Genomic DNA, 22,098 nt, shown 5'->3' with positions numbered 1-22,098 from the left:
CTGTGCCTGAGAAGTTGTCAGGAAAGGAAACGACTCTGATCAATCTTATTCGTGAAAATCCATTCATATCTCAGCAAGAACTAGCAGAAATATTGGGTTTGTCGCGCCCATCGATTGCGAATATGATTTCTGGTTTGACGAAAAAAGGCTTGATCGTTGGACGAGCCTATATCCTGAATGATTCTGAACAAATTGTCTGTATTGGCGGGGCGAATGTTGACCGAAAATTTTTCTTAAAAGAAAAGACAATGCTTGGAACATCTAATCCTGTCAAATCTTCACAAAGTGTAGGAGGGGTCGCACGAAATATTGCTGAGAACCTCGGGCGCCTTGGGATGGATGTGACACTTTTAACAAAATGCGGCGCAGATTCGGAATGGAAATTCATAGAGGATTCCTCTTCCTTATACATGAATCTTGAAAAGGTTATTCCAAGTCCGGACCATTCAACAGGATCTTATTCAGCTGTACTGGATGAGAATGGTGACATGGTTATTGCTTTAGCAGATATGGAAGTGTACGAGTATATTACACCAGAACTTATACTAAGCCATGAAAGCTTATTGAAACATGCTAAATGCATCATTGCTGATTTGAATTGCCCAAAAGAGGCGCTGCAAACTCTTTGTTATTTTGCCAAAAAACACGATAGACCATTGATTTTTATCCCTGTTTCATCACCGAAAATGGCTAGGCTTCCTGATGACTTAACGGGTGTGACTTGGTTAATTACAAACCGGGACGAATCAGAAACGTTTTTTCAACAAGAAATAAAAACCGAGTCTGAGTGGAGAGAATTTGTTGAGAAATGGCTGTCACTTGGTATATCCAATGTTGTCATTACAAAGGGAGCAGACGGTGTGATGATCGGAAATAAAGAAGAAGGTGTTTTTCATATTCCTGCGATTAAGTCCGATCAAATTATTGATGTAACTGGTGCGGGTGATGCTTTCAGTTCAGGGGTGATTTTTTCTTGGCTGGAAGGGAACGCTTTAAAGGAAATCGGCAAAGCAGGGATCGTCAATGCCTATAAAACACTTCATTCGCCATTTACCGTTCGAGAGGATTTAACAGCAACACAATTACAAAAAGACATGGAGGAATTATCATGAAAGAATATATCACATTATCAGAAGAAGTACGTGCAGCGAAGGAACAAGGAAAACCGATTGTGGCATTGGAATCTACGATCATTTCACATGGAATGCCGTACCCGCAAAATGTTAAAACTGCCCGCGAAGTCGAACAAATTATTCGCGACAATGGGGCAGTACCAGCTACGATTGCGATTTTAGAAGGGAAAATAAAGATCGGCTTATCAGATGAGGAGCTTGAAATGCTTGGGAAAAATACCGAGGTTGCAAAAGCTTCCCGCAGAGATATTCCTTATTTACTCGCTACAAAGAAAAATGGTGCAACAACTGTCGCTGCTACAATGATTTGTGCAGATCTTGCAGATATTCGAATCTTCGTAACAGGCGGAATCGGCGGTGTTCACCGCGGGGCTGAAACAACAATGGATATTTCCGCTGATCTAGAGGAGTTAGCAAATACTAATGTTGCCGTCATTTGTGCTGGTGCGAAGTCTATTCTAGATTTAGGGCTGACAATGGAGTATTTGGAAACAAAGGGTGTACCGCTAATTGGCTATGGAACAGATGTACTTCCAGCATTCTATACGAGAACAAGTGAATTTGACGTTAACTTCCGTGCTGATAACCCAGAAACTGTTGCTGCAACGTTAAAAGCAAAATGGGATTTGAATTTAAAAGGCGGAGCTGTCATTGCTAATCCTATTCCAGAAGAACATGCGATGGAAGAAAGTATGATTACTGGTGTCATTCAATCAGCTCTTAAAGAGGCAGAGGAGAATCACATTCACGGCAAGGATACTACTCCGTTTTTACTAGCAAAAGTAAAAGAACTGACTGAAGGGAAAAGTCTCGACGCCAATATTGAATTGGTAAAGAATAACGCTGTAGTAGGAGCGAAAATTGCAGTTAGTTTATATGGAATGAAGTAATGAATGATGGTAGAAGCAACTGTTGCATGGTTGCTTCTATTTTTAATTAGTAAAAAAGGTAAAATCACAGGGGATTTTACCTTTTTACAAAAATAAGCTTGTCTCTTTTCTCTGTAACTTTTCCGATGATTGCAGCATCTTTAATTCCTTGCTGATGAAGGTCAGCAACATATTGCTTCGCTTCTTGCTCAGAAAGAGATACGAACAAACCGCCTGATGTAACGGCGTCACATAGGATAAGTTGCTCTTCAGGGCTGATATCTTCGTAATTGATGTCGTTTTCCAACCATTTGTGGTTTGATTTTGAGCCGCCTGGAACTACACCGTTCTTGGCTAATTCATTTGTTCCATCTAACATCGGTACATCTTCGTAGGAAATTTCAAAGCTTACATTACTGCCTCTAGCCATTTCACTGCCGTGGCCTAACAATCCAAAACCAGTAATATCCGTAACGGCATTCGGAGAATAGTTGTGGAGTGCTTCAGCAGCTTTACGATTTAACGCAGCCATTACTTCAGTAACCACTTTTTCCTGTTCTGCTGTCACGGCTTGACGCTTAATTCCTGTAGTCATAATTCCAACGCCAATCGGTTTAGTTAAAACTAATACATCTCCAGGTCTAGCCCCAACATTTTTCCAAACCTTATCTGGGTGGACTACGCCAGTAACTGATAAACCAAACTTTGGTTCTTGATCGTCTATGGAATGTCCGCCAATGGTAACAGCCCCGGCTTCGTGTACTTTATCTCCTGCACCCTTCAAAATTTCTGCTAAAATTTCAGCTCCAAGCTTTTTAACAGGATACGCAACTATATTCATCACCGTTTTTGGTGTGCCGCCCATCGCAAAAACGTCACTTAGTGCATTTGCGGCAGCGATCTGCCCAAACATATATGGATCATCCACAATCGGTGTGAAGAAATCTAGTGTTTGTACAAGTGCAATTGTATCGGTTAATTGATAGACTCCGCCGTCATCAGATGTTTCATGGCCTACAAGCAATTCGGGAACAGGGTCATGTTTTGGTAATAAACTCAGAACCTGAGTTAAGTCCTCTGGACCAATTTTACAGCCTCAGCCAGCTTTTGTTGATAACGATGTAAGTCGAATTTTTTCATGTTCACTCAACAGAGCTCACCTCCATAAATCAGTATACACATAAAAGAAATGAAAATCATTTCTAACATGCTAGTTACTTTGAAAAGAATTGAATGTATACTACAATAACCTTGTATAACTGAAGACAACTTTCGAAGGAGGCACCATGAATGAAAGCTTATGAGGTAACAGTAGAATTCTGTATGCAATGAAACTATGCACCAAAGGCCGCGAGTCTCGCGGAGGATTTGTTTACCCATTTTCGTACCGACATTAAGAATATGATCTTGACACCAGGTACTGGAGGGATATTTGAAGTCACAGTGAATGGAGACAAGATTTATTCCAAGGATGATACTGGGCTTTTTCCAAAAAATAAGGAAATCATCGAAAAGATGGAAGCCTTATAGTGTTTTTTAAGAATTGAACAAGACAGCGCTAACCAGTCATACTGACAGTCATGGTTAGCGTTTTGATTAAATAACATTTGTAACATAACAACGTTGTTAAAGTATGAAAATGTCGAAACTTGATGCAAAGAACTCATTGAAACTGAAAGCGTTTTCAATTAGAATGTACTTAGGAGGACGGCGCGTGTGGCTGTCACGGTACATGGCGATGGTCGGGGCCAGTACTTACTTTTTTATAGATTAGTAGAGATAGAGAATATAAAGTGTAAAGCGTAATGCTAAAGGAATACGGGATAATAATTAAGCAGAGGTGGTGAGGATTTGGTGGAGAATAAGCATTTATTAAATCACTTTATTGAAGGCGATCGGTTCGAATTAAAATCTTATTTGACGTATTTGTTTATTCAATCTGAAAGCAGAAGCAGGATGAAGAAGGAAAAACGAAAGAGAAGAAAAGAAAAGTGCACAAGAGTGATAAATGTACATTCGAAGAATCCAAATCAGACGATAGGAAACTAAGCTAACTACCATTTTTTATAGTAATAGCAGGATTTTCTCTAAAATATACAGAATAGTTAAACTAATATATACAGGAGGTGACATAGTTGAAAGCAATCGAACGATTTTATTTTGTGAATGATTTGAGAGATAAGTTTTTCTCAGCATATGGTGGAATTACATCTGAACAATTGGAATGGACTCCGGAAGGTTCTAAAAACAGTATCGGATTCTTATTAAGGCATATTGCTCAGGCAGAGGATTGGTTTCTCCAGACGGTCATTCTGGGAGAGAATATGACGCCTAAAAGACGAAAAGAGCTTCAAGATATTGATAGTATTCTAGACTATCTTAACGAAACAAGAGGCAGAACCTTAGCATATTTGCAAGAAAATCCAATTACCGTTCTTGATGAGACTCGTACCATTCCATCGGAGGGCTTCCGCGGGGAACCGATTGAAAATCCATCAATTGGGTGGATTATCCATCGAGTCTTCGATCACGAGGTGTATCATTTAGGTCAGGTCAATGCACTCTTAAGGCTGCAGGGGATTGACCCGCCGAATATGTGATACAACCGGGGAACTAACCGAGATAAATAACATAAAAGGATAGATAAAAGCCGGAATGATTAGCTTTTATCTATCCTTATTTATTTAGAATAAAAATAGTATAGCAGCTATATTAGAACGGAAATAAATCGATTTTTTCCTGAGCCTTTCTTAATCTTCGAGATAAATATCTCTAATATCCCATCAGAAAAAGTGGCGGTTACATCTTTTTCGATGACTTTAAAAGGAAAGTCGATGGTCCTTGCTTTTTTACCTTCCTCAGAAAGGTCTGTGTTAACGGCCTCTATTTTGATTTGACCATCTTCTATATAAACACTGATATCCTTGCATTGGTAGTCTGACAAAAGTGCCTCTAATATATATTCCTGTTCTGTCTCAAAGATATCGATTCGAAAAATGGTCTGATCTAAATAGGAAGTTAGTGGATCTAAGTATAATTTTCTTAGCCATTTTTCAACTTCATTACCATCAAACAAAGAATCCTCGTTTAAACTAGCCATCATTGACCCTTACCCCTTTTTTGATTTTTTTGGCCATAATGTAAAATGAAGATAGAGTTCGAATGCTTGTAACATTCTATTCACACTCTCTTAAATGGTGAAGAAAGTGGTATAATGGACCGGTAAAAGCTTGGGATGGAGGATTTTTAATGAAACAGATGCTTCGCTATATTCCCCCTGTGCATGAGCTGCAAAGGGATGAAAGGTATAGCACGCTTATATATAAATATGGATTGGATCAATTGAAACTGACGGCGCATGTTAAAGCGGTGATTGATGAAATTCGTGAAGATATACTACATGCACAATATACTGGACCTTCTCCAGGAGATGAAGAATTTCTTTCCTATCTTTTTGAAAACATTAAAGAGAGGCTTAAACATCAATTTCAATTTACATTAAAAAAAGTAATAAACGGCACCGGCACGATTTTACATACAAACCTTGGGCGGGCCAGGATGAGTAAAATGGCCATAAAACATGTGGTGGAAACGGCAGAGTCTTATTCTAATTTAGAATATAAGCTCCAAGAAGGGGAGCGCGGCTCCCGTCATTCACATGTAGAATCTCTTATTAAAGAGATTACCGGAGCTGAGGCGGCAATGGTCGTGAACAATAATGCCGCTGCGGTTTATTTAATACTGCGAGAGTTAGCTTATGATAAAGAGGTCATTGTCTCTAGAGGAGAGCTTGTTGAAATAGGCGGGTCTTTTCGGATTTCATCTATTATGGAGGAAAGCGGAGCAAAGCTTGTTGAGATTGGTACTACAAATAAAACCCATCTTTATGATTATGAACGAGCTATTTCCGAAAATACCGGAATGGTGATGAAAGTCCACACAAGTAATTTCAAAGTAATTGGTTTTACGAAGTCAGTCGGTTCGGAGGAATTGGCTGATCTATCCAGTGCTCATGAAAATCTGGTTTTTTATGAGGATTTGGGCAGCGGTGCCCTTTATGATTACAGTAAGCATGGCATTGGAAATGAACCTGTGGTCGGGGATGTCTTAATGAAGGGTGTTGACATTGTTTCTTTTAGTGGAGATAAACTGCTGGGCGGTCCACAGGCAGGGATTATTGTTGGGAAAAAGCCGCTGATTGACCGATTAAAGAAAAATCAATTGGCGCGAGTTGTCCGTGTTGATAAAATGACGCTGGCCGCATTGGAGGGTACGTTGATTGAGTATGTAAAAGGGGAATCTGGTATTAGGAATATCCCAGTTGTAGGAGACATGCTTACCACGAAAGAAGAAATGAAAGAAAGAACGGAGAAATTTGCGGCTGAATTATCGAAGGTTAGCAATCAATATGACATTGCTATTGCTGAAAGCACGAGTCAGGTAGGAGGTGGGACTATGCCTGAGGTGGAACTCCCTACATATGTGGCTGTTCTAAAGCATAAAGACTTATCAGCAGAGAATTTGGCAAGAAAACTAAGGGTGGAAGAGGACACTGCGATTGTCGTTCGCATTCAAAAAGATGAAGTCATTCTTGACTTAAGATGCGTTACAAACGAAGAAGAACAGACGATACTACAAACACTAGCAAAAATAGGCTGAAAAAAGAAGCTGTTGATCTAACCAAGACCAACAGCTTCTTTGTATTATCACAGTGTCCATACCAAACGGACACCGTCCTTTTACGGTACCAGGTACCTACATGTCGTGGTGTTGGTTGTTTTTTTGTCTTGTGTGGTTGCGGTTTTTTACTTTTTTGGAGCCGCTAAGCGGTTCAGGCTGACCTGAGTTTTCTCCTTTTGGTGCGTTTTTGCGCATATCTTTTCCATCGTTTTTATTCATTGTAATCCCTCCTAACCATAAGATGCTGCTGTGAAGAAAGATTTATACCGAATATTTTATTTGCACACTGCACAATTTAACGTAAACACTTTAGAAAGGAGTTTTTGACATGCCATACCATAAGGATAAGCAACAAGCTTTTCAAGCAGCACAGCAGGGGGTAAACGAAGCGCAAGAGCTGTATCAAGATATTGTAAGAGATAGTGCAAGCTATGGTCATCAATTGAAACATCTAAAGAATGAAGTGAATGAGGCCATGCAGCAGATAGAAAATGCTCTTGAGGTGGCGTCCGACACGCAAAGGAGCAGACTAGAGCAGTTCAGACAAGATCTACACTCAATCGTAACAGAAGTAAATCAAACAGAATAAATATAAATCACAAAAAGAGAGGGTCTGAAAGCCCTCTTTTTGTAATATACAGTTTTCAGTAGTGGAAAATTGCCGGCTTTATCGTAAGGGTGCTTCCGCTTTTCTATATCCAGCTGCAGTGCTTCCGCATTTAGAATTTATTGATTCTTTTTTCTCTTTTTGTTATTTTGTTTTTGTGCTTCGGTTAGTGGTTCATTTGCCATCTCTTCGTTATAGCCAGCTCCTGTACCTTGTGCACTAGCTGCGTTCATTCCCGGCCGCACATGATTTGCTTTTCTTTTTGCCACTTATGTCTCACCTCCATTTGTTACTTTTTCCTATGAAAGGAATTTCATTCAAAATATTTGTAAAACTTTATTAGTATAATTTCGAAGGAAAATATTTTATAAGAAATTGCTCGGAAATCGACGAAAAAAGGGCATAATTAAGCTAATCACCTTAAAAATAGTTAAATATATAAGAAAAACTTATCATAAACTATAACTTTCTTGTTATTTACTTATGTTCAAGGTTGTATTAATATAGGAAATGTGAGAAAAGTTAGGATGGGAGCAAAAATTCAAACTTTTCGACAATATACCTTAAGTTGTTATAGAATTATCACAAGAGGGGGAAATACATATGTCTAAAAACGACGTTTTTAATTCCCGTAAATCATTCGAATTAAACGGGAAACGTTACAACTTCTATGACCTAGGTGCACTTGAAGCAGCAGGGATTGGCAAGGTTTCAAAACTTCCATACTCTGTAAAGGTTCTTCTTGAATCTGTCCTTCGTCAATATGATGGTCGCGTTATTACAAAAGAGCATGTTGAAAACTTAGCTAAATGGGGAACTGACGAGGTTAAAGAGGTTGATGTACCTTTCAAACCTTCTCGTGTTATTCTACAAGACTTTACAGGAGTACCAGCTGTCGTAGACCTTGCTTCATTACGTAAAGCAATGGCTGACCTAGGTGGAGATCCTGATAAAATTAATCCTGAAAAACCAGTTGATCTTGTAATCGACCACTCTGTACAAGTTGATAAGTACGGAACTGCTGATGCATTACAAGCTAACATGGATCTTGAATTTGAACGTAACGCTGAGCGTTATCAATTCCTTAGCTGGGCTCAAAAAGCATTTGATAACTACCGTGCAGTACCACCTGCAACTGGTATCGTTCACCAAGTTAACCTTGAGTTCTTAGCAAACGTTGTTCACGCTGTTGAAGGTGAAAACGGAGAATTCGAAACATTCCCAGATTCACTAGTAGGTACTGACTCTCATACAACAATGATCAATGGTATCGGTGTACTTGGATGGGGTGTTGGTGGTATTGAAGCAGAAGCTGGAATGCTTGGACAACCTTCATACTTCCCAGTACCAGAAGTTGTCGGTGTTAAATTAACTGGCGAACTTCCAAACGGTGCTACAGCTACTGACTTAGCATTAAAAGTAACTCAAGTACTTCGTCAGCATGGAGTAGTTGGCAAGTTCGTTGAATTCTTCGGACCTGGTGTGACTACACTTCCATTAGCAGACCGTGCAACAGTTGCTAACATGGCTCCTGAATACGGTGCTACATGTGGATTCTTCCCAGTAGATTCTGAGTCTCTTGACTACATGCGTTTAACAGGCCGTTCAGAAGAGCAAATCCAAATCGTTGAAACATACTGCAAGGAAACTGGATTATTCTTCGATCCAAACCTTGATCCAGTATACACTGACGTAATCGAAATCAACCTTGCTGAAATTGAAGCGAATCTTTCAGGTCCTAAGCGTCCGCAAGATTTAATTCCTCTTTCTCAAATGAAAGAAGAATTCAATAAAGCGCTAACAGCTCCACAAGGAAACCAAGGTTTCGGATTAGAAGCGTCTGAAATTGAAAAAGAAGTTACTGTAAACTTCAACAACGGCGATACTGCTGTTATGAAGACTGGTGCAATCGCTATTGCTGCGATCACAAGTTGTACAAACACTTCAAACCCATATGTACTAGTAGCTGCTGGTTTAGTAGCGAAGAAAGCAACAGAATTAGGACTAGAAGTTCCTAAGTATGTTAAAACTTCATTGGCTCCTGGTTCTAAAGTAGTTACAGGTTACCTTCGTGATTCTGGATTACTTCCATACCTTGAGCAGCTTGGCTATAACCTTGTTGGTTACGGATGTACAACATGTATCGGTAACTCTGGTCCTTTAAAAGATGAAATTGAAAAAGCAGTAGCTGACAGCGATCTATTAGTTACATCTGTACTTTCTGGTAACCGTAACTTTGAAGGACGTATCCATCCATTAGTGAAGGGTAACTACTTAGCTTCACCACCATTAGTAGTAGCTTACTCATTAGCTGGAACAGTGGATATCGATCTTCAAAACGAATCACTTGGAAAAGATAAAGATGGTAACGATGTATTCTTTAAGGATATTTGGCCATCAACTGCTGAAGTTAACGAAGTAGTGTCACGTACCGTTACTCCAGAACTATTTAAAGCTGAATACGAAAATGTCTTCAATGATAATGAGCGTTGGAACGAAATTAAGACAAGCAACGAACCATTATATTCATTCGATGATAAATCAACATATATTCAAAACCCGCCATTCTTTGAAGGCTTAAAGCCAGATCCAGAAGAAGTGAAGCCATTAGCTGGTCTTCGTGTTGTTGGTAAGTTCGGTGACTCTGTTACAACTGACCACATTTCTCCTGCTGGTGCAATCGGTAAAGATACACCTGCTGGTAAATACCTTCGTGAAAACGGCGTAGAAATCCGCGACTTTAACTCTTATGGTTCTCGTCGTGGTAACCATGAAGTAATGATGCGCGGTACTTTTGCAAACATCCGTATCCGTAACCAAATCGCTCCTGGTACAGAAGGTGGATTCACTACTCACTGGCCTACAGGCGAAGTTACTTCAATCTACGATGCTTGCATGAAGTACAAAGAAGAAGGTACAGGCTTAGTTGTACTTGCTGGTAAAGATTACGGAATGGGATCATCTCGTGACTGGGCAGCAAAAGGTACAAACCTTCTTGGAATCAAAACAGTTATCGCAGAAAGCTTCGAGCGAATTCACCGTTCAAACCTAGTGTTGATGGGTGTTCTTCCTCTTCAATTTAAAGAAGGCGAAAACGCTGAAACACTTGGTTTAACAGGGAAAGAAACAATCGATGTTCAAATTGATGAGAACGTAAGACCACGTGATCTTCTAAAAGTAACTGCTACTGACGAAAACGGCAGCAAGAAAGAATTCGAAGTTCTTGTACGTTTTGATTCTGAAGTAGAAATCGATTACTACCGTCATGGTGGAATCCTGCAAATGGTTCTTCGTGAAAAATTAGCGAACTAATGTAATAAAAAACACCTGCAATTAAAAATTGCAGGTGTTTTTGTTGTTGGATTGTCACATGTTGCACATTATGTGTAAACTGAATCGGTTTATAATGAAATTAATATAAATGGGTAAACTACGATGTACTAGGATTTTTTTACAAAGGAGGTAGACAATGTTTAAAAAGATAATCGCAGCGGTTGTACTATTTGCACTTACGATGGTTGTCGTCGTTCAAGCAATGGAAAAAGAGAACACATCAGCAAATCAGCCTCCTGGTGTAGATATTGGTTTTAAAGCCAAGGATTTCGAACTGCAAACGATTGATGGAAAAACAGTGAAGCTTTCTGATTATAAAGGGCAAAGAATCATGCTAAATTTCTGGACAACCTGGTGTCCACCTTGTAAAGCAGAAATGCCGGATATGGAAGCACTTCACAAGGAAAAAGGGGAGGAAATAAAAATTGTTTCCGTAAATATTGACCCCGATAACGATGTAGCTGGATTCGTAGAAGAATATGGACTCACTTTTCCAATCCTTTTAGATAAAAAAGAGGATGTAATGAAGCAGTACAATATTATCTCTATCCCAACTACCTTTTTTATAGACGAAGACGGCATCATAAAACAAAAGATTATTGGTGCAATCCCGCTGGATAAAATGAAGGAATACCTATCAGATCTATAGAGGTCCTGGCACAATTGCCGGGGCTTTCTTATCTGTAACAAACCTTGAGTGTTCTGCATAACATATAGAGGTCTGAAATCTTTCTAATAAAAATTTTGAATAATCAGATTTTTGTTAACAACAAAGGTTTACTCTTTAAGTTTATAGGGTAAATTTTCAAAAAGTTGTAATAATTAAAACAGTTATTGTCAATAATAACTGTTACAATGGTGCTAAGGAAGGTGAAGACATAATGAGAAAGCCAAGAAAACGTTCTTTTTCAGAACTTATTCTGGAAAATAAACGCCAATTATTACAAGATCAAGAGGCATTAGAAAAGATCGAGGAGCGTCTTGAGCAAAAACGTCTTGGAAAAGCAAGATAACCTAAACAAACAAACTTTCCCATTCATGAATCCTATAGATATGGTGATACTCTTTAATAGGAGGGATCACTATGAGCAAAAGCAAACATAAAAAACGTAACTCCGAACATTTTGTACCTAACCATATCGGTACTCAACCACGTGGATTTGGAGGCAATAAAGGCAAAAAAATGCAAGATCAGTCTGGACAACATCCTGATGTGATTCAAACTAAGGGAGAGTAAATAAAAAAGCAGCTCGCCATCATGCATGGCGAGTTTTTTGTTGAGAGATTTAGTTTACATAAAATAATTACCGTTAATAATTAAAATCCATTCCTTTCCTTTATATTTTACTTAGAAAAACACAAACTAACTACGTAACAAATCTTTATTCACAGGAGGTTACAAAAATGGCTTATAACAAACCAAAACCAGATGACCGCAGCGATAATGTGGAAAAGCTTCAGGAGATGGTTCACAATACCATTGAAAACATGGAAGAGGCTGAAGCTACCATGGAGTTTGCAAGTGAGGATGAACGCGCAAACATTGCGGCTAAAAATGACAGACGACGTGAAAGTATTGAAGGTATGAGAGCAGAAATTAAAGACGAATATCGTGCTCAACAAAACGGTTTTAAAACGGAGTAGCATCTATTATAATGTGGTGATGACCTGGTCTTTTTAGATCAGGTCTTTTTAAATCCATTGCTATTTTTTTAAACAAAATAGGAAATATGTTAAGATAGATGTGAATTTATGAAAAGAAGTGATGAATATGAAGCAGCAAGAAACACATTTGAATCGATTGTCGAAGCAAATAAAAGCATGGGAGCATGAGCTTAAAATAGCAGGATACATAGAAAATGAAAAATCAGTCTTTGAGGAAATGAAGAATCTCAATGAAATAGACCACCCGGAATTGCTTTCTTTATTATTGAGCATAGCCGCTATGTCACGGATGGGAAAGCTCCATGATTCGGATTCTCTTGTACTGGCCTGGATGGACCGGGCAAAGAGCTTAGATTCTGAAAATGAAAAGGTATCTGAATTTCTTGCACAGTTTCAATGGAAAGCGAAGAAGGATATTTTTGATATTTTAGTATTCCCAACGATTCGGGAAACTGATCACCGTCAAACAAAAAAGAAAACGGCCGATCAAATCATTCAAATTTCTCGACAATTTCTTAATGACGTAGAGGACCATTTGGAGGATCTGGAAAAAAGTCGGAAAATAGTGAAGCCATATGGTGATCATGGTCTAATCAAAAAATATGATGCATTAATCAATCTCCTTGAAAAATCTATGGAAGAAACAGGCGGTGTCTTGAAATCCGCTGAGGAATTTCAACAATCAATATCAGGAGTATTCTATAATACACCGTACTACCATGAAATGAAGGCTCATTTAGAGAGCATCGAACAAATCAAGGAAGAATGGACGCAGCTCTTTTCAGAAAATGTTAAGGCCGATGGAGATTCTGAAAGTGCGCTGAAAGAGCTTGACCAAATGATCGGTTTAACAGCTGTAAAAAAGCGTGTAAACGACTTTTATCAATTCCTAAAATACCAAAAAGAACGAAAAGCACTTGGGTTTTTAACAAAAGATGAAATCAGCCTGAACATGGTGTTAACAGGAAATCCCGGAACGGGCAAGACTACACTCGTGCGTCTTCTTGCAAAAATTTTTCATGAGTTAGGTGTTTTACCTAGGGAAGAAGTGATCGAGGCTGACCGATCGCAGCTTGTTGGTGCTTATGTCGGGCAAACAGAAGAAAATGTGCGAGCCATTGTGGAGAAAGCGTTAGGCGGTGTTCTTTTTATAGATGAAGCCTATAGTTTGAAACGAGAAGGACAAACAGGAAATGATTATGGACAGACTGTCGTTGATACACTTGTGTCGCTGATGACAGGAAAAGAGTATGGCGGTAAATTTGCAGTGGTCCTGGCAGGTTATCCGGAGGAGATGCGCCAATTTCTCGATGCCAATCCAGGATTAAGAAGCCGCTTTCCAGGTTCAAATCAAATTCATTTGGAAGATTACAGCAATGAAGAGCTCATCCAAATTGCCGAAAAGCTTGCAGAGGATAATGATTATGTTTTAACTGCTAATGCTAAAGTCGAACTTGAAAAACGTCTTGATAAAGAACGTGTAGACGATACATTCGGAAATGCACGGACTGTTCGTAATATCGTTCTTGATGCCATCTTCAAAAAAGGATCTGGCCTCAAGGAAGTGCATAATATTCTTGATTACACGATTTTGGAAAAAGAAGATTTTTATATAGAGGAGAAACAGGACGATATTAGTCCGTCAATCAAGCTAGAAGAGCTGGTTGGTTTGAAAAACGTAAAAGAAGAAGTGCACTCGTTAATCTCCTTTGTAAAAGTTCAGCAAATGAGAAGAGAAAGTAATTTACCAGTTGTGCCAATTCAGCTCCATTCCGTCTTTATGGGAAACCCGGGAACAGGAAAGACAACGGTTGCCAAGCTTTACGCAGAGCTTTTGAAAGAATGCGGGATCCTAAAAAGGGGTCATTTAATTGTAACGAGCCGGGCAGATTTTGTAGCTGGATATGTTGGACAAACTGCGATTAAAACCAAAAAGAAAATTCGCGAAGCATTGGGCGGTGTCCTATTTATTGATGAAGCTTATGCACTTCTTAGTCAAACACAAGGTGACTTTGGAAAAGAGGTCATTGATACGATCGTCGATGAAATGACGAAGCACAATGAGAACTTAGTCGTGATTTTAGCTGGTTATCCAAATGAGATGAAGCAGCTATTAGAGAGCAATCCTGGTCTTAAATCACGCTTTAAGAAATTCTTTCATTTCCATGATTACACAATGCCAGAATTAATTAGCATCATGGAGTCCTACAGTGCGCGTTTTCAGTATGAGCTCACAGAAGGTGCTAAAGAATTTTTAACAAAAGAACTAGCTGAGACGACGATTAATGGCAATGGCCGGTTTGCAGCAAATGTGATGGATGAAGCGATTCAAGCTCAAGCACTGAGACTGATGGAAGACCCTGATGCAGCAACATCGATACAACAGGTGACGAGAATAACAGAAGAGGATATGGATAGAGCACTAAAGAAGATTAGAAAAGGGGAATCATGATGATTGTTGCAAGTAAAGAAATCGAAGTGCGTTATGCTGAAACAGACCAGATGGGTGTTGTCTATCATGCCAACTACCTTATTTGGATGGAGTTAGGAAGAACAAGTCTAATTTCGGAACTTGGTTTTAATTACGCAGAGTTAGAAAAGGAAGGGGTTATTTCTCCCGTATTGGACATTCAAGCTTCTTACAAGATGCCTGTACGTTATGGTGAAAAAGCGATTGTCAATACATGGATTGAGGAGTATGACGGATTGAGAGTCACTTATGGATATGAAATCCTGAAAGAAGACGGAGAACTTGCTGTTACAGGAGTATCCAAGCATGTCTGTGTGCAAAAAGATTCTTTCCGTCCAATATCAATCAAAAGAAAGTATCCAGATTGGCATGAGGCCTATGAGAAAGCCAAAAAGCAATCGGTGGAAGCATAAGGGGTTGTAACAATGGCTTTTGGCATTAAACGTGAGGAGCTTAAGAAATGGAAAGCTCAAATTGACAAAGGAGAAATCGCTTTTTTAACTCATTATTGGATGGACGACCGTTTTCCTGGAAGCAATACTGTCACGAAAGTCGGCTGCAATGATTTAGAAAAGCTTAAGGCATGGGGGAAGAAGCATGACTTGAAAGCAGAATGGATTCATATACGCAAAGATGGGTATTCGCATTATGACCTGATTGGCGACTGGCAGAAGAAAATACTGCAAAAAGAGAATCTCCTCCATACTATTATTAAATTTTAAAAGGAAAGCAGGCGATTTTTCGCCTGCGTTTTTTATGCGATAATATATTCAGGTTCGCCTATTTTTGGATTTACATCTACCAACAAATCATGACCGTCAAAGTACCATAAATCTTTTTCTTCAATAAAAAAGTGAACTCCATCAATAATCGTTTCAATTCCAAGATCAAATGGTTCGTCCTTAGACATCCCTAAAGAGTAGCCTGGGTGCACTGTGCTAAAACCACCGTAGCGTGCGAAAAACCGGATATGATCGCCTTCAGTTACATACATTTCTTCTTTGTACCATGCAGATGCTTTTTCACTAATTTTGATTTTCATTATGATCAACTCCTTCTTTGTTGGACACCCTTAGTATATATGAAAATTTATTAATGGAGGATTTTGTGAAGTAATGTACAAACTTTGTTCAAAGTTTTTTGAAAAATCTATGTCATTTTTACATTAGTGCTAGTAATGGAATAGAACCTGTAAAAACAAATGTGATAGTAAGACATATATTCCAAATCATTGCAGGATACAGGCTGTTTGAACGGAGTGTTATTCCACCGTGAAAAATACCTGCCACAAAGAAAATCAAGCAATGAGCTAAGGAAAACCCCAAAAGATAATAAAACATCGCACAGGAAAGACTTGTGACCAATACAGCAGATTTATCCCCTATTAGCATTCGTATCTGGGCTAAGAAGAGACTTCTCCATAAAAATTCAATGGTAATTCCATTCAAGATGGAAAAGAAGAAGATGTTTCCTACTATATGCCAATTTAGGGGTCCAGCGTTGACACCGAGTATAAGAAGGATCACGATGTAAACGACCGTGCCAATGATAAAAAAGCGCTTTACAGATAATTCCCAAAAGCCACTCCATATAAAAGGTAATTTGGTGTTCTCGTTCCAACTCGGTTTATGAAGGAAAGATAGAACTCCACGATTAAACTTATACACTACAAAAGCGACTAAGATAATGGGGAGGAAGAGCAAAATTCGATTTAGGATTAAAATTTCAGCGTGTGTCACATTCACTTCCAATATAAGACGGTCTCCGTAAATAAAGGCAAGAAGCCCAACTGTAAAACTAATGGTCATCCATACAAACAACCGATTTCGTTCAGCCATAAATAAAATTCCGAGTAAAAGCCCAAGCAGAATGATGAAAACTAAAGTAAAAGTCTTCAGTAGGAACAGCAATTGAATGGATAAAAATAGAATAACAAGAATAATGGCCATTAATTTGCTTTTATTTTTCTCAATCGTATGAGTCACCCTTTCCGTCATGTTCTTACTGCTATTTTAACATGATCGGAACCATTGTTAGCTAAAAAGAGCATTCTATGATCCCATTCGTTTTGCGAGCTGATGCTTGTGATTGTTAATTTTGTCGAATTTTTCGTATACTAGAAGCATGGATGTATAAGAGGTGAGAATGATGTTTAAGATTACAGGAAGTGCACACGATTTCCTTGTTTCCATCATTGAGCAGGAAAAAGCACATGACGAGGAACAGCTATTGGTTCGAGTCACAACCGGAATTGGTTGAGGGGGCCCCGAGATTAAGCTGTCTCTGGAAGAGCGGCCGTTAAGCAAGGACGAATTATTTGAATTTGGCGATTTAAAAATCCTCATTCATGAAAAAGATAAGGTCTATTTTGATCATACAAAACTGGACTATGTAAAAGATGTTCTAGGGAAGGGCCGGTTGCAATTGATTAAGCTATAGACAAAAAGGAAGGAATCCTACGAACATAGGATTCCTTTTCCTTATTCTTCAAAATGTTCCTCAAAGAAATCTATTAATTCATCGAAATTCCGTATTAACTGAGAGGCTTCACTGCTATTCTCTAAATTTGAGGAAAGTGGGGAAAGTTCAACTAAGAATTTATCGCCTTCACAAGAGCTTGAAATGCAGGTGGCAAACATATAGTCATTTTTTATTTTCTGAGGAGCTTTCATGTAAAGCACCGTCCTTATTGCGATTATTTGTTAGTTTTATTTTAGGATAAAAGGGAACGGAATAACTGAAAATAATTTGACGGTTTTGCGAAAAATGAATAAATATTCATTACCACCATGGTTAACAGGGAAACAATTAAGCATTCAACTTAAATTCTGTGCATAATGGCAATTCAATTTTAATCATCGTTCCTTCGCCAAGCCTGCTGCTAATGTTAATTTGACCACCAGATTCGTCAATAATTTTTTTGCATATAGGAAGACCCAGCCCAGTTCCTTCCGATTTCGTCGTAAAGAATGGGGTGAAAATGCTTTGTACAGCATCTTCAGGCAGCCCGCAGCCGTTGTCCTTAATGATGATGTTAACATACTTTCCCGAAATTTCTGATGAGAGCTCGATTCTCCCTTGATGGCGGCTATCAATTGCTTCTATAGAGTTTTTAATCATATTGATTAACACTTGTTTTAATTGTTTTTCATCCATATAAATAAACGGATTTTCCGTGTCGTACTTTATGGTTAAAATAATATTTCGCAGCTTGGCTTCACTTTCATAGAGAAGTTCTATTTCTCGAAGAAGATGATTGACATCAATGGATGTTGAAACCCTAGAGGAAGGCTTAACTGCATTTAAAAATTCGTATAGGATTTCATTGGCACGGTCAATTTCCTTGAGAGCAATCTTGGCATATTCTTCTTTTTCAATTTGAGCTAGAAATGGTTGGATCAGCTGCAGAAATCCTTTTACTGTCGTTAAGGGATTCCTAATTTCATGAGCAATGCCTGCAGCTAATGTACCGATTTGTTCATGATAGGCCGATTTTAATACTAGTTCATCGTAATCTTTTCTCAAAGCTTCATAAGAATTTTTACACTCATCAGTTTGCATGTTCATCAATTGGTTTTCTGACAATTTTCATCCATCCTTAAAGATATTCTATTCATCATTGCCTGAGGATTGCTTATAAAAATAGACATGAATACCATATATCTATGACGAAAAAGATCACTATATGTATAAGATTGTAAGTTTATTTTTAGGGATCCATTCCTTTACCTTTTTCTACCATCGTCCATCATATATGAAGTAAGAATATATATCAATTAAGAACAGCGAATTCTTTTTAAAGAATTTTTTAAAATAAAAAATACACCACTATGTTAGTGATGTATTATTTTCTCCATTTAACTTTTGGTTCTGTTTTATTTCTAATTCGTTGAATGTTCGCACGATGCCGATAGATGACAAAGAATACTAGAATGGAGACGACAATGATAAGAGGAATGTCTCCGTTAATGAGCGCATAAATAAGTGCTGCTAACCCTGCCATTATCGAGGAAAGCGAAACATATCTCGTTGTGAATAAGCTGATGACAAAGACTGCTAGTATAATCACAAACATAAACGGTGCGTAACATAACAGTACTCCACCTGAAGTAGCCACTGCTTTACCACCTTTGAAAGAAGCAAAGATCGGAAACATATGGCCGATTACCGCTAATACCCCCGCAATTAATGGATGTAAATCGGACTGAAAAAAGAAAGGTAAAGACGTAGCAAGTGTTCCCTTTAGGATATCTGCCAAAGTTACTGCAATTCCCGCTTTTTTCCCTAATATGCGGAAGCTGTTTGTTCCGCCTAAATTTCCACTTCCATGTTCGCGAATATCAATGCCATAAAACGCTTTCCCTACAATCAAACCGGAGGGGATCGAGCCTAGTAAGTAAGCTAGAATAAGGATGAATGCTATTACCATAAATTGATCTCCTTCACACTTCATATAACGTTATCAATTGTATCACGTATCAAGGAAAAAACTCCAATAATTATCGAAATATTTCCATCGCATGAAAAAAAAGCTGCTCTTTCCAACAGCTTTATCGCAGCATTTGTGAAATAGGAGCCTGACTTGCGCCAAGCATTACTAACTAAAGACAAATTTGAAACTTTTATTCGTCAAAATTCGTTATATATATATAAACTTTTCCAAAAAATTTCTTTAATTGTGCTGCCCTTTTCGTTACGATGGTAGCAGGGAGGAAAGATCATGAGTCGTGTTGAGTATTATAAGAAAAAACCAGTAACAAGAGGGTGGATACTTGCTGGATTACTAGCTGCCTTTTTGATGTGCGTTTCTAGTATTCTATTGCTTTTATATCCCTTTGCCTCTTCTGATAAATCCGCTTATTTTGAGGGTGAACATCCGATTATTTTTAATGGAGAGCAGGCAGGTAACGCCATCTTAAATGGTGAATCTGTATATGTCCCACTGGATTTTATGAAAGAGTATATAGACGATAGCATTACCTTTGATGAGAAATCAAATTCCATTATTGTAACGACAAAGGACAAAGTGGTTCAAATGCCTACAGAGTCGTTAACATACTATGTGAATGAAACCCCCGTAGAGCTGCATTTTTCTCCAATCATTGATGAAGAGGGCGTGCTATTTGTTTCCTTAGACCCTATCATTAATTTTTACGCTGTTCAGTATGAAGTTTTACCTGATAGCAATGGTGTTTGGGTTCAGAAGGATGGCGATGAATTTACTCATGGAAAAATTACAAATGAGAGTGTACATGAAGAATTGCTGCGTTTGCGAACGGAAACAAGTATTCGCTCAGCCTATACTGCGCAAGTATACCCGAATGAACCTATTTTCATAGAAAGTGAAAACGAAGATTTCTATTTTGTACGTAAGGAAGACGGAACAGCGGGATACTTAGGTAAAAAGTATGTGACTGTTGGGGAGACTGAAAAAATTACCGTTCAGCGCGAACAAAAAGAAGTTAGTTTGCCTGAAATAAAAGGACCTATTCAATTAACATGGGAAGCTGTCTATACGAAAAACCCTAATACAGAGATGATTCCAAAGATGCCTGGTGTCAATATCGTCTCGCCAACATGGTTTGAACTTGGAGATGAAACGGGAGAAATTTATAATTTAGCCTCTTTGGACTATGTTCATTGGGCAAAGAAGCAAGGCTACCAGGTATGGGGCTTATTTTCAAACGCTTTTGACCCGGAGTTAACGTATTTAGCATTTAAGGATTTTGAAACGAGACAAAAAATGATAAGGCAGCTTTTGCATTATAGTCAAATGTATGAGCTCGATGGAATCAACCTTGATATTGAGAACGTGAATCCAGAGCATGGACCATTGGTTACTCAATTTGTCAGGGAAGCAACACCTTATTTTCATGAAGCGGGACTAATCGTTTCGATGGATATCACATTCATAGCGGGAGGCAATTGGTCTGCTTTTTATGAAAGAGATAAGCTTGCTAGTATAGTAGATTACTTGATTGTCATGGCTTATGATGAGCACTGGGGCTCATCGCCTGTAGCAGGAAGTGTGTCAAGCTTTCCGTGGGTGGAGTCCAATTTGAAAAAGCTCCTTGAAATGATTCCGAACGAAAAGCTCGTATTAGGTGTACCGTTGTATACCCGTTTATGGGCGGAAAGTGATTCTGGGGAGGTTTCTTCAAAAGCTTTATCAATGCAAGAAGTGAAAAAGTGGCTGACTGAAAATGGATTGACCCCGGCATATGATGAAGGTAGTGGACAAAATTATGCGGAGCTTTACGTAGAAGAAGAGAAAACCACTTATAAAGTTTGGTTAGAGGATGAGCTATCATTAAGAAAAAGGGCAGAATTGGCTCAAACCTACGAACTCGCAGGTATTGCCAGCTGGTCTCGATATTTCGCTGATGAAACAGCTTGGACAGCTCTTAACTCTATTAATCAGCAAGTGACACAAAAATAATTGACCTGCACCCTATTAGCAGATGCATGCTAGTAGGGTTGTTTGTGTCAAAATGACATAGTTTTTTAAATTTCTTTTTAGGAAAATTACACAGTGGGTAGAAATTTCCATGTTTTAAAAGTAAACTGATTGTAAGCGCTATAAATAAAAGGAGATGTTTACATATGGCTATTGAAATCCCTAGTCGTGAAGAACTTGGCAAAATCTTAAAAAAGGCAAAAAGAATTGCTGTTGTTGGACTAAGTGCAAATCCAGAAAAAACCTCCTACATGGTGTCAAAAGCGATGCAGGATGCAGGATATGAGATCATTCCAGTAAATCCTACTGTCGATGAAGTATTAGGGGTTAAAGCGGTAAAATCATTGGGTGAGATTCAAGGTCATGTTGATATCGTCAATGTATTCCGCCGTTCTGAGCACTTATTCGATGTAGCAAAAGAATTCGCTGAAATCGATGCAGATATATTTTGGGCTCAGTTAGGTCTCGTTAACGAAGAAGCATATGACTTCTTGAAAGAAAAAGGCTATACTGTAGTAATGGACCGCTGTATAAAAGTCGAGCATGCTTTAACAAAGTAATATTTTTACTGAAGCTGTCGAGGTAACTCGGCAGCTTTTATTCACATATTTTTCTACTCTTTATCAGGTTGGTTCTGGTAAGATGTTAAAGGGACAGGAATTATACGGCCAAAAAATTCTATCTTAGAAAAGTTTGACCAGCTTTTCCTACTAGGGGCATTTGCCAAATCTTTATCTTTCTATACAATTAAGCATGAACGTTTTTCATTCTTGTGCTAAAATAAGTCATGAGAACGTTCGTTCTAACGTATATATTGATCGATATTAATAAAGAATTTTAGAGAAATATGAAGGCAAGATTGATGTATGTGCAGCAAATGAAAG

General features: G+C 38.4%; 25 protein-coding genes and 1 pseudogene. 17 read left to right on the top strand and 9 right to left on the bottom strand.

Annotated elements, in window-relative coordinates; translation table 11 throughout:
• Positions 1–2: 2 nt before the first annotated feature.
• Both CZ487_RS14580 and CZ487_RS14575 read left to right on the top strand, forming a co-directional pair.
• Positions 3–1,112, top strand: a complete 1,110-nt coding sequence (locus tag CZ487_RS14580; protein ID WP_077213025.1) for a PfkB family carbohydrate kinase — start codon at positions 3–5, stop codon at positions 1,110–1,112.
• Positions 1,109–2,023, top strand: coding sequence for a pseudouridine-5'-phosphate glycosidase (locus CZ487_RS14575; RefSeq protein WP_077213024.1), 915 nt, complete (start codon positions 1,109–1,111; stop codon positions 2,021–2,023). Before CZ487_RS14580 ends, CZ487_RS14575 begins: the two co-directional genes overlap by 4 nt.
• Before the next feature lie 76 nt (positions 2,024–2,099).
• On the opposite strand, the gene selD is transcribed toward CZ487_RS14575, so the two are convergent.
• Positions 2,100–3,152: a selenide, water dikinase SelD gene (gene selD, locus CZ487_RS14570; RefSeq protein ID WP_084783280.1), complete on the bottom strand. Its 1,053-nt coding sequence runs from the start codon at positions 3,150–3,152 to the stop codon at positions 2,100–2,102.
• Positions 3,153–3,346: 194 nt separating this feature from the next.
• Between selD and CZ487_RS27885 the strand changes: the two are divergent.
• The 3 genes and pseudogenes from CZ487_RS27885 to CZ487_RS14555 form a co-directional block, all read left to right on the top strand.
• Positions 3,347–3,532 (top strand): annotated as a pseudogene (locus CZ487_RS27885) (Rdx family protein); the annotation flags it as partial.
• 321 nt (positions 3,533–3,853) lie between these two features.
• On the top strand, positions 3,854–4,051 hold the full coding sequence (locus CZ487_RS27195) for a hypothetical protein (RefSeq protein ID WP_077213022.1): 198 nt from the start codon (positions 3,854–3,856) through the stop codon (positions 4,049–4,051).
• 86 nt (positions 4,052–4,137) lie between these two features.
• The gene (locus CZ487_RS14555) at positions 4,138–4,602 is read left to right on the top strand and encodes a DinB family protein (RefSeq protein ID WP_077213021.1); all 465 of its coding nucleotides are present in this window, start codon (positions 4,138–4,140) and stop codon (positions 4,600–4,602) included.
• 107 nt (positions 4,603–4,709) lie between these two features.
• Here the strand turns inward: CZ487_RS14555 and CZ487_RS14550 are convergent, their stop codons facing one another.
• Positions 4,710–5,105, bottom strand: coding sequence for an Hsp20/alpha crystallin family protein (locus CZ487_RS14550; RefSeq protein ID WP_237562890.1), 396 nt, complete (start codon positions 5,103–5,105; stop codon positions 4,710–4,712).
• Between the two features lie 146 nt (positions 5,106–5,251).
• Here CZ487_RS14550 and selA point away from each other — a divergent pair, with 146 nt between their 5' ends.
• Positions 5,252–6,661 carry an L-seryl-tRNA(Sec) selenium transferase gene (gene selA, locus CZ487_RS14545; RefSeq protein WP_077213020.1) on the top strand — a complete coding sequence of 470 codons (1,410 nt, stop codon included), beginning with the start codon at positions 5,252–5,254 and terminating at the stop codon, positions 6,659–6,661.
• Positions 6,662–6,757: 96 nt separating this feature from the next.
• Here the strand turns inward: selA and CZ487_RS14540 are convergent, their stop codons facing one another.
• Positions 6,758–6,901, bottom strand: coding sequence for a small acid-soluble spore protein P (locus CZ487_RS14540; protein WP_077213019.1), 144 nt, complete (start codon positions 6,899–6,901; stop codon positions 6,758–6,760).
• A 109-nt stretch (positions 6,902–7,010) separates the two neighbouring features.
• Here CZ487_RS14540 and CZ487_RS14535 point away from each other — a divergent pair, with 109 nt between their 5' ends.
• Positions 7,011–7,271 carry a hypothetical protein gene (locus tag CZ487_RS14535; RefSeq protein WP_077213018.1) on the top strand — a complete coding sequence of 87 codons (261 nt, stop codon included), beginning with the start codon at positions 7,011–7,013 and terminating at the stop codon, positions 7,269–7,271.
• 137 nt (positions 7,272–7,408) lie between these two features.
• Here CZ487_RS14535 and sspO read toward each other — a convergent pair whose 3' ends face one another.
• A complete protein-coding gene (sspO, locus tag CZ487_RS14530) occupies positions 7,409–7,558 on the bottom strand; it encodes a small acid-soluble spore protein O (protein WP_077213017.1) in 150 nt (49 codons plus the stop codon).
• A 334-nt stretch (positions 7,559–7,892) separates the two neighbouring features.
• On the opposite strand from sspO, the gene acnA reads away from it, so the two are divergent.
• The 8 genes from acnA (at position 7,893) to CZ487_RS14490 (ending at position 15,479) form a co-directional block, all read left to right on the top strand.
• Positions 7,893–10,601: an aconitate hydratase AcnA gene (acnA, locus tag CZ487_RS14525; protein WP_077213016.1), complete on the top strand. Its 2,709-nt coding sequence runs from the start codon at positions 7,893–7,895 to the stop codon at positions 10,599–10,601.
• A 157-nt stretch (positions 10,602–10,758) separates the two neighbouring features.
• Positions 10,759–11,271, top strand: a complete 513-nt coding sequence (locus CZ487_RS14520) for a peroxiredoxin family protein (RefSeq protein WP_077213015.1) — start codon at positions 10,759–10,761, stop codon at positions 11,269–11,271.
• Positions 11,272–11,503: 232 nt separating this feature from the next.
• Positions 11,504–11,635: an FbpB family small basic protein gene (locus tag CZ487_RS14515; RefSeq protein WP_077213014.1), complete on the top strand. Its 132-nt coding sequence runs from the start codon at positions 11,504–11,506 to the stop codon at positions 11,633–11,635.
• Between the two features lie 71 nt (positions 11,636–11,706).
• A complete protein-coding gene (locus tag CZ487_RS14510; RefSeq protein ID WP_077213013.1) occupies positions 11,707–11,859 on the top strand; it encodes an acid-soluble spore protein N in 153 nt (50 codons plus the stop codon).
• A 167-nt stretch (positions 11,860–12,026) separates the two neighbouring features.
• Positions 12,027–12,266: a small acid-soluble spore protein Tlp gene (gene tlp, locus CZ487_RS14505; protein ID WP_077213012.1), complete on the top strand. Its 240-nt coding sequence runs from the start codon at positions 12,027–12,029 to the stop codon at positions 12,264–12,266.
• Positions 12,267–12,393: 127 nt separating this feature from the next.
• A complete protein-coding gene (locus tag CZ487_RS14500; RefSeq protein ID WP_077213011.1) occupies positions 12,394–14,739 on the top strand; it encodes an AAA family ATPase in 2,346 nt (781 codons plus the stop codon).
• Positions 14,739–15,170 carry an acyl-CoA thioesterase gene (locus CZ487_RS14495; RefSeq protein WP_077213010.1) on the top strand — a complete coding sequence of 144 codons (432 nt, stop codon included), beginning with the start codon at positions 14,739–14,741 and terminating at the stop codon, positions 15,168–15,170. Before CZ487_RS14500 ends, CZ487_RS14495 begins: the two co-directional genes overlap by 1 nt.
• A gap of 12 nt (positions 15,171–15,182) precedes the next feature.
• Positions 15,183–15,479 carry a hypothetical protein gene (locus CZ487_RS14490; protein WP_077213009.1) on the top strand — a complete coding sequence of 99 codons (297 nt, stop codon included), beginning with the start codon at positions 15,183–15,185 and terminating at the stop codon, positions 15,477–15,479.
• 32 nt (positions 15,480–15,511) lie between these two features.
• Here the strand turns inward: CZ487_RS14490 and CZ487_RS14485 are convergent, their stop codons facing one another.
• The 5 genes from CZ487_RS14485 to plsY all read right to left on the bottom strand — a co-directional run bounded on the left by CZ487_RS14485 (position 15,512) and on the right by plsY (position 19,186).
• Entirely contained in the window at positions 15,512–15,799 is a 288-nt protein-coding gene (locus CZ487_RS14485; RefSeq protein ID WP_077213008.1) for a HesB/YadR/YfhF family protein, read from the bottom strand.
• Between the two features lie 118 nt (positions 15,800–15,917).
• A complete protein-coding gene (locus CZ487_RS14480; protein ID WP_077213007.1) occupies positions 15,918–16,754 on the bottom strand; it encodes a CPBP family intramembrane glutamic endopeptidase in 837 nt (278 codons plus the stop codon).
• A gap of 483 nt (positions 16,755–17,237) precedes the next feature.
• Positions 17,238–17,429, bottom strand: coding sequence for a hypothetical protein (locus CZ487_RS14475; RefSeq protein ID WP_077213006.1), 192 nt, complete (start codon positions 17,427–17,429; stop codon positions 17,238–17,240).
• A 136-nt stretch (positions 17,430–17,565) separates the two neighbouring features.
• On the bottom strand, positions 17,566–18,342 hold the full coding sequence (locus CZ487_RS14470; protein WP_077213005.1) for a two-component system sensor histidine kinase NtrB: 777 nt from the start codon (positions 18,340–18,342) through the stop codon (positions 17,566–17,568).
• Positions 18,343–18,601: 259 nt separating this feature from the next.
• The gene (gene plsY / locus CZ487_RS14465; RefSeq protein ID WP_077213004.1) at positions 18,602–19,186 is read right to left on the bottom strand and encodes a glycerol-3-phosphate 1-O-acyltransferase PlsY; all 585 of its coding nucleotides are present in this window, start codon (positions 19,184–19,186) and stop codon (positions 18,602–18,604) included.
• A gap of 291 nt (positions 19,187–19,477) precedes the next feature.
• Here plsY and CZ487_RS14460 point away from each other — a divergent pair, with 291 nt between their 5' ends.
• Both CZ487_RS14460 and CZ487_RS14455 read left to right on the top strand, forming a co-directional pair.
• Positions 19,478–21,196, top strand: coding sequence for a glycosyl hydrolase family 18 protein (locus CZ487_RS14460; RefSeq protein WP_077213003.1), 1,719 nt, complete (start codon positions 19,478–19,480; stop codon positions 21,194–21,196).
• A 164-nt stretch (positions 21,197–21,360) separates the two neighbouring features.
• The gene (locus tag CZ487_RS14455; RefSeq protein ID WP_077213002.1) at positions 21,361–21,774 is read left to right on the top strand and encodes a CoA-binding protein; all 414 of its coding nucleotides are present in this window, start codon (positions 21,361–21,363) and stop codon (positions 21,772–21,774) included.
• Positions 21,775–22,098 lie beyond the last annotated feature (324 nt).

Origin of the sequence: Robertmurraya dakarensis (assembly GCF_900156875.1) — a bacterium.
In the GTDB taxonomy this organism is placed as follows: domain Bacteria; phylum Bacillota; class Bacilli; order Bacillales; family Cytobacillaceae; genus Robertmurraya; species Robertmurraya dakarensis.
Note: the sequence above shows the minus strand (reverse complement) of the source record. Positions and strands in the feature narration are given on the sequence as shown.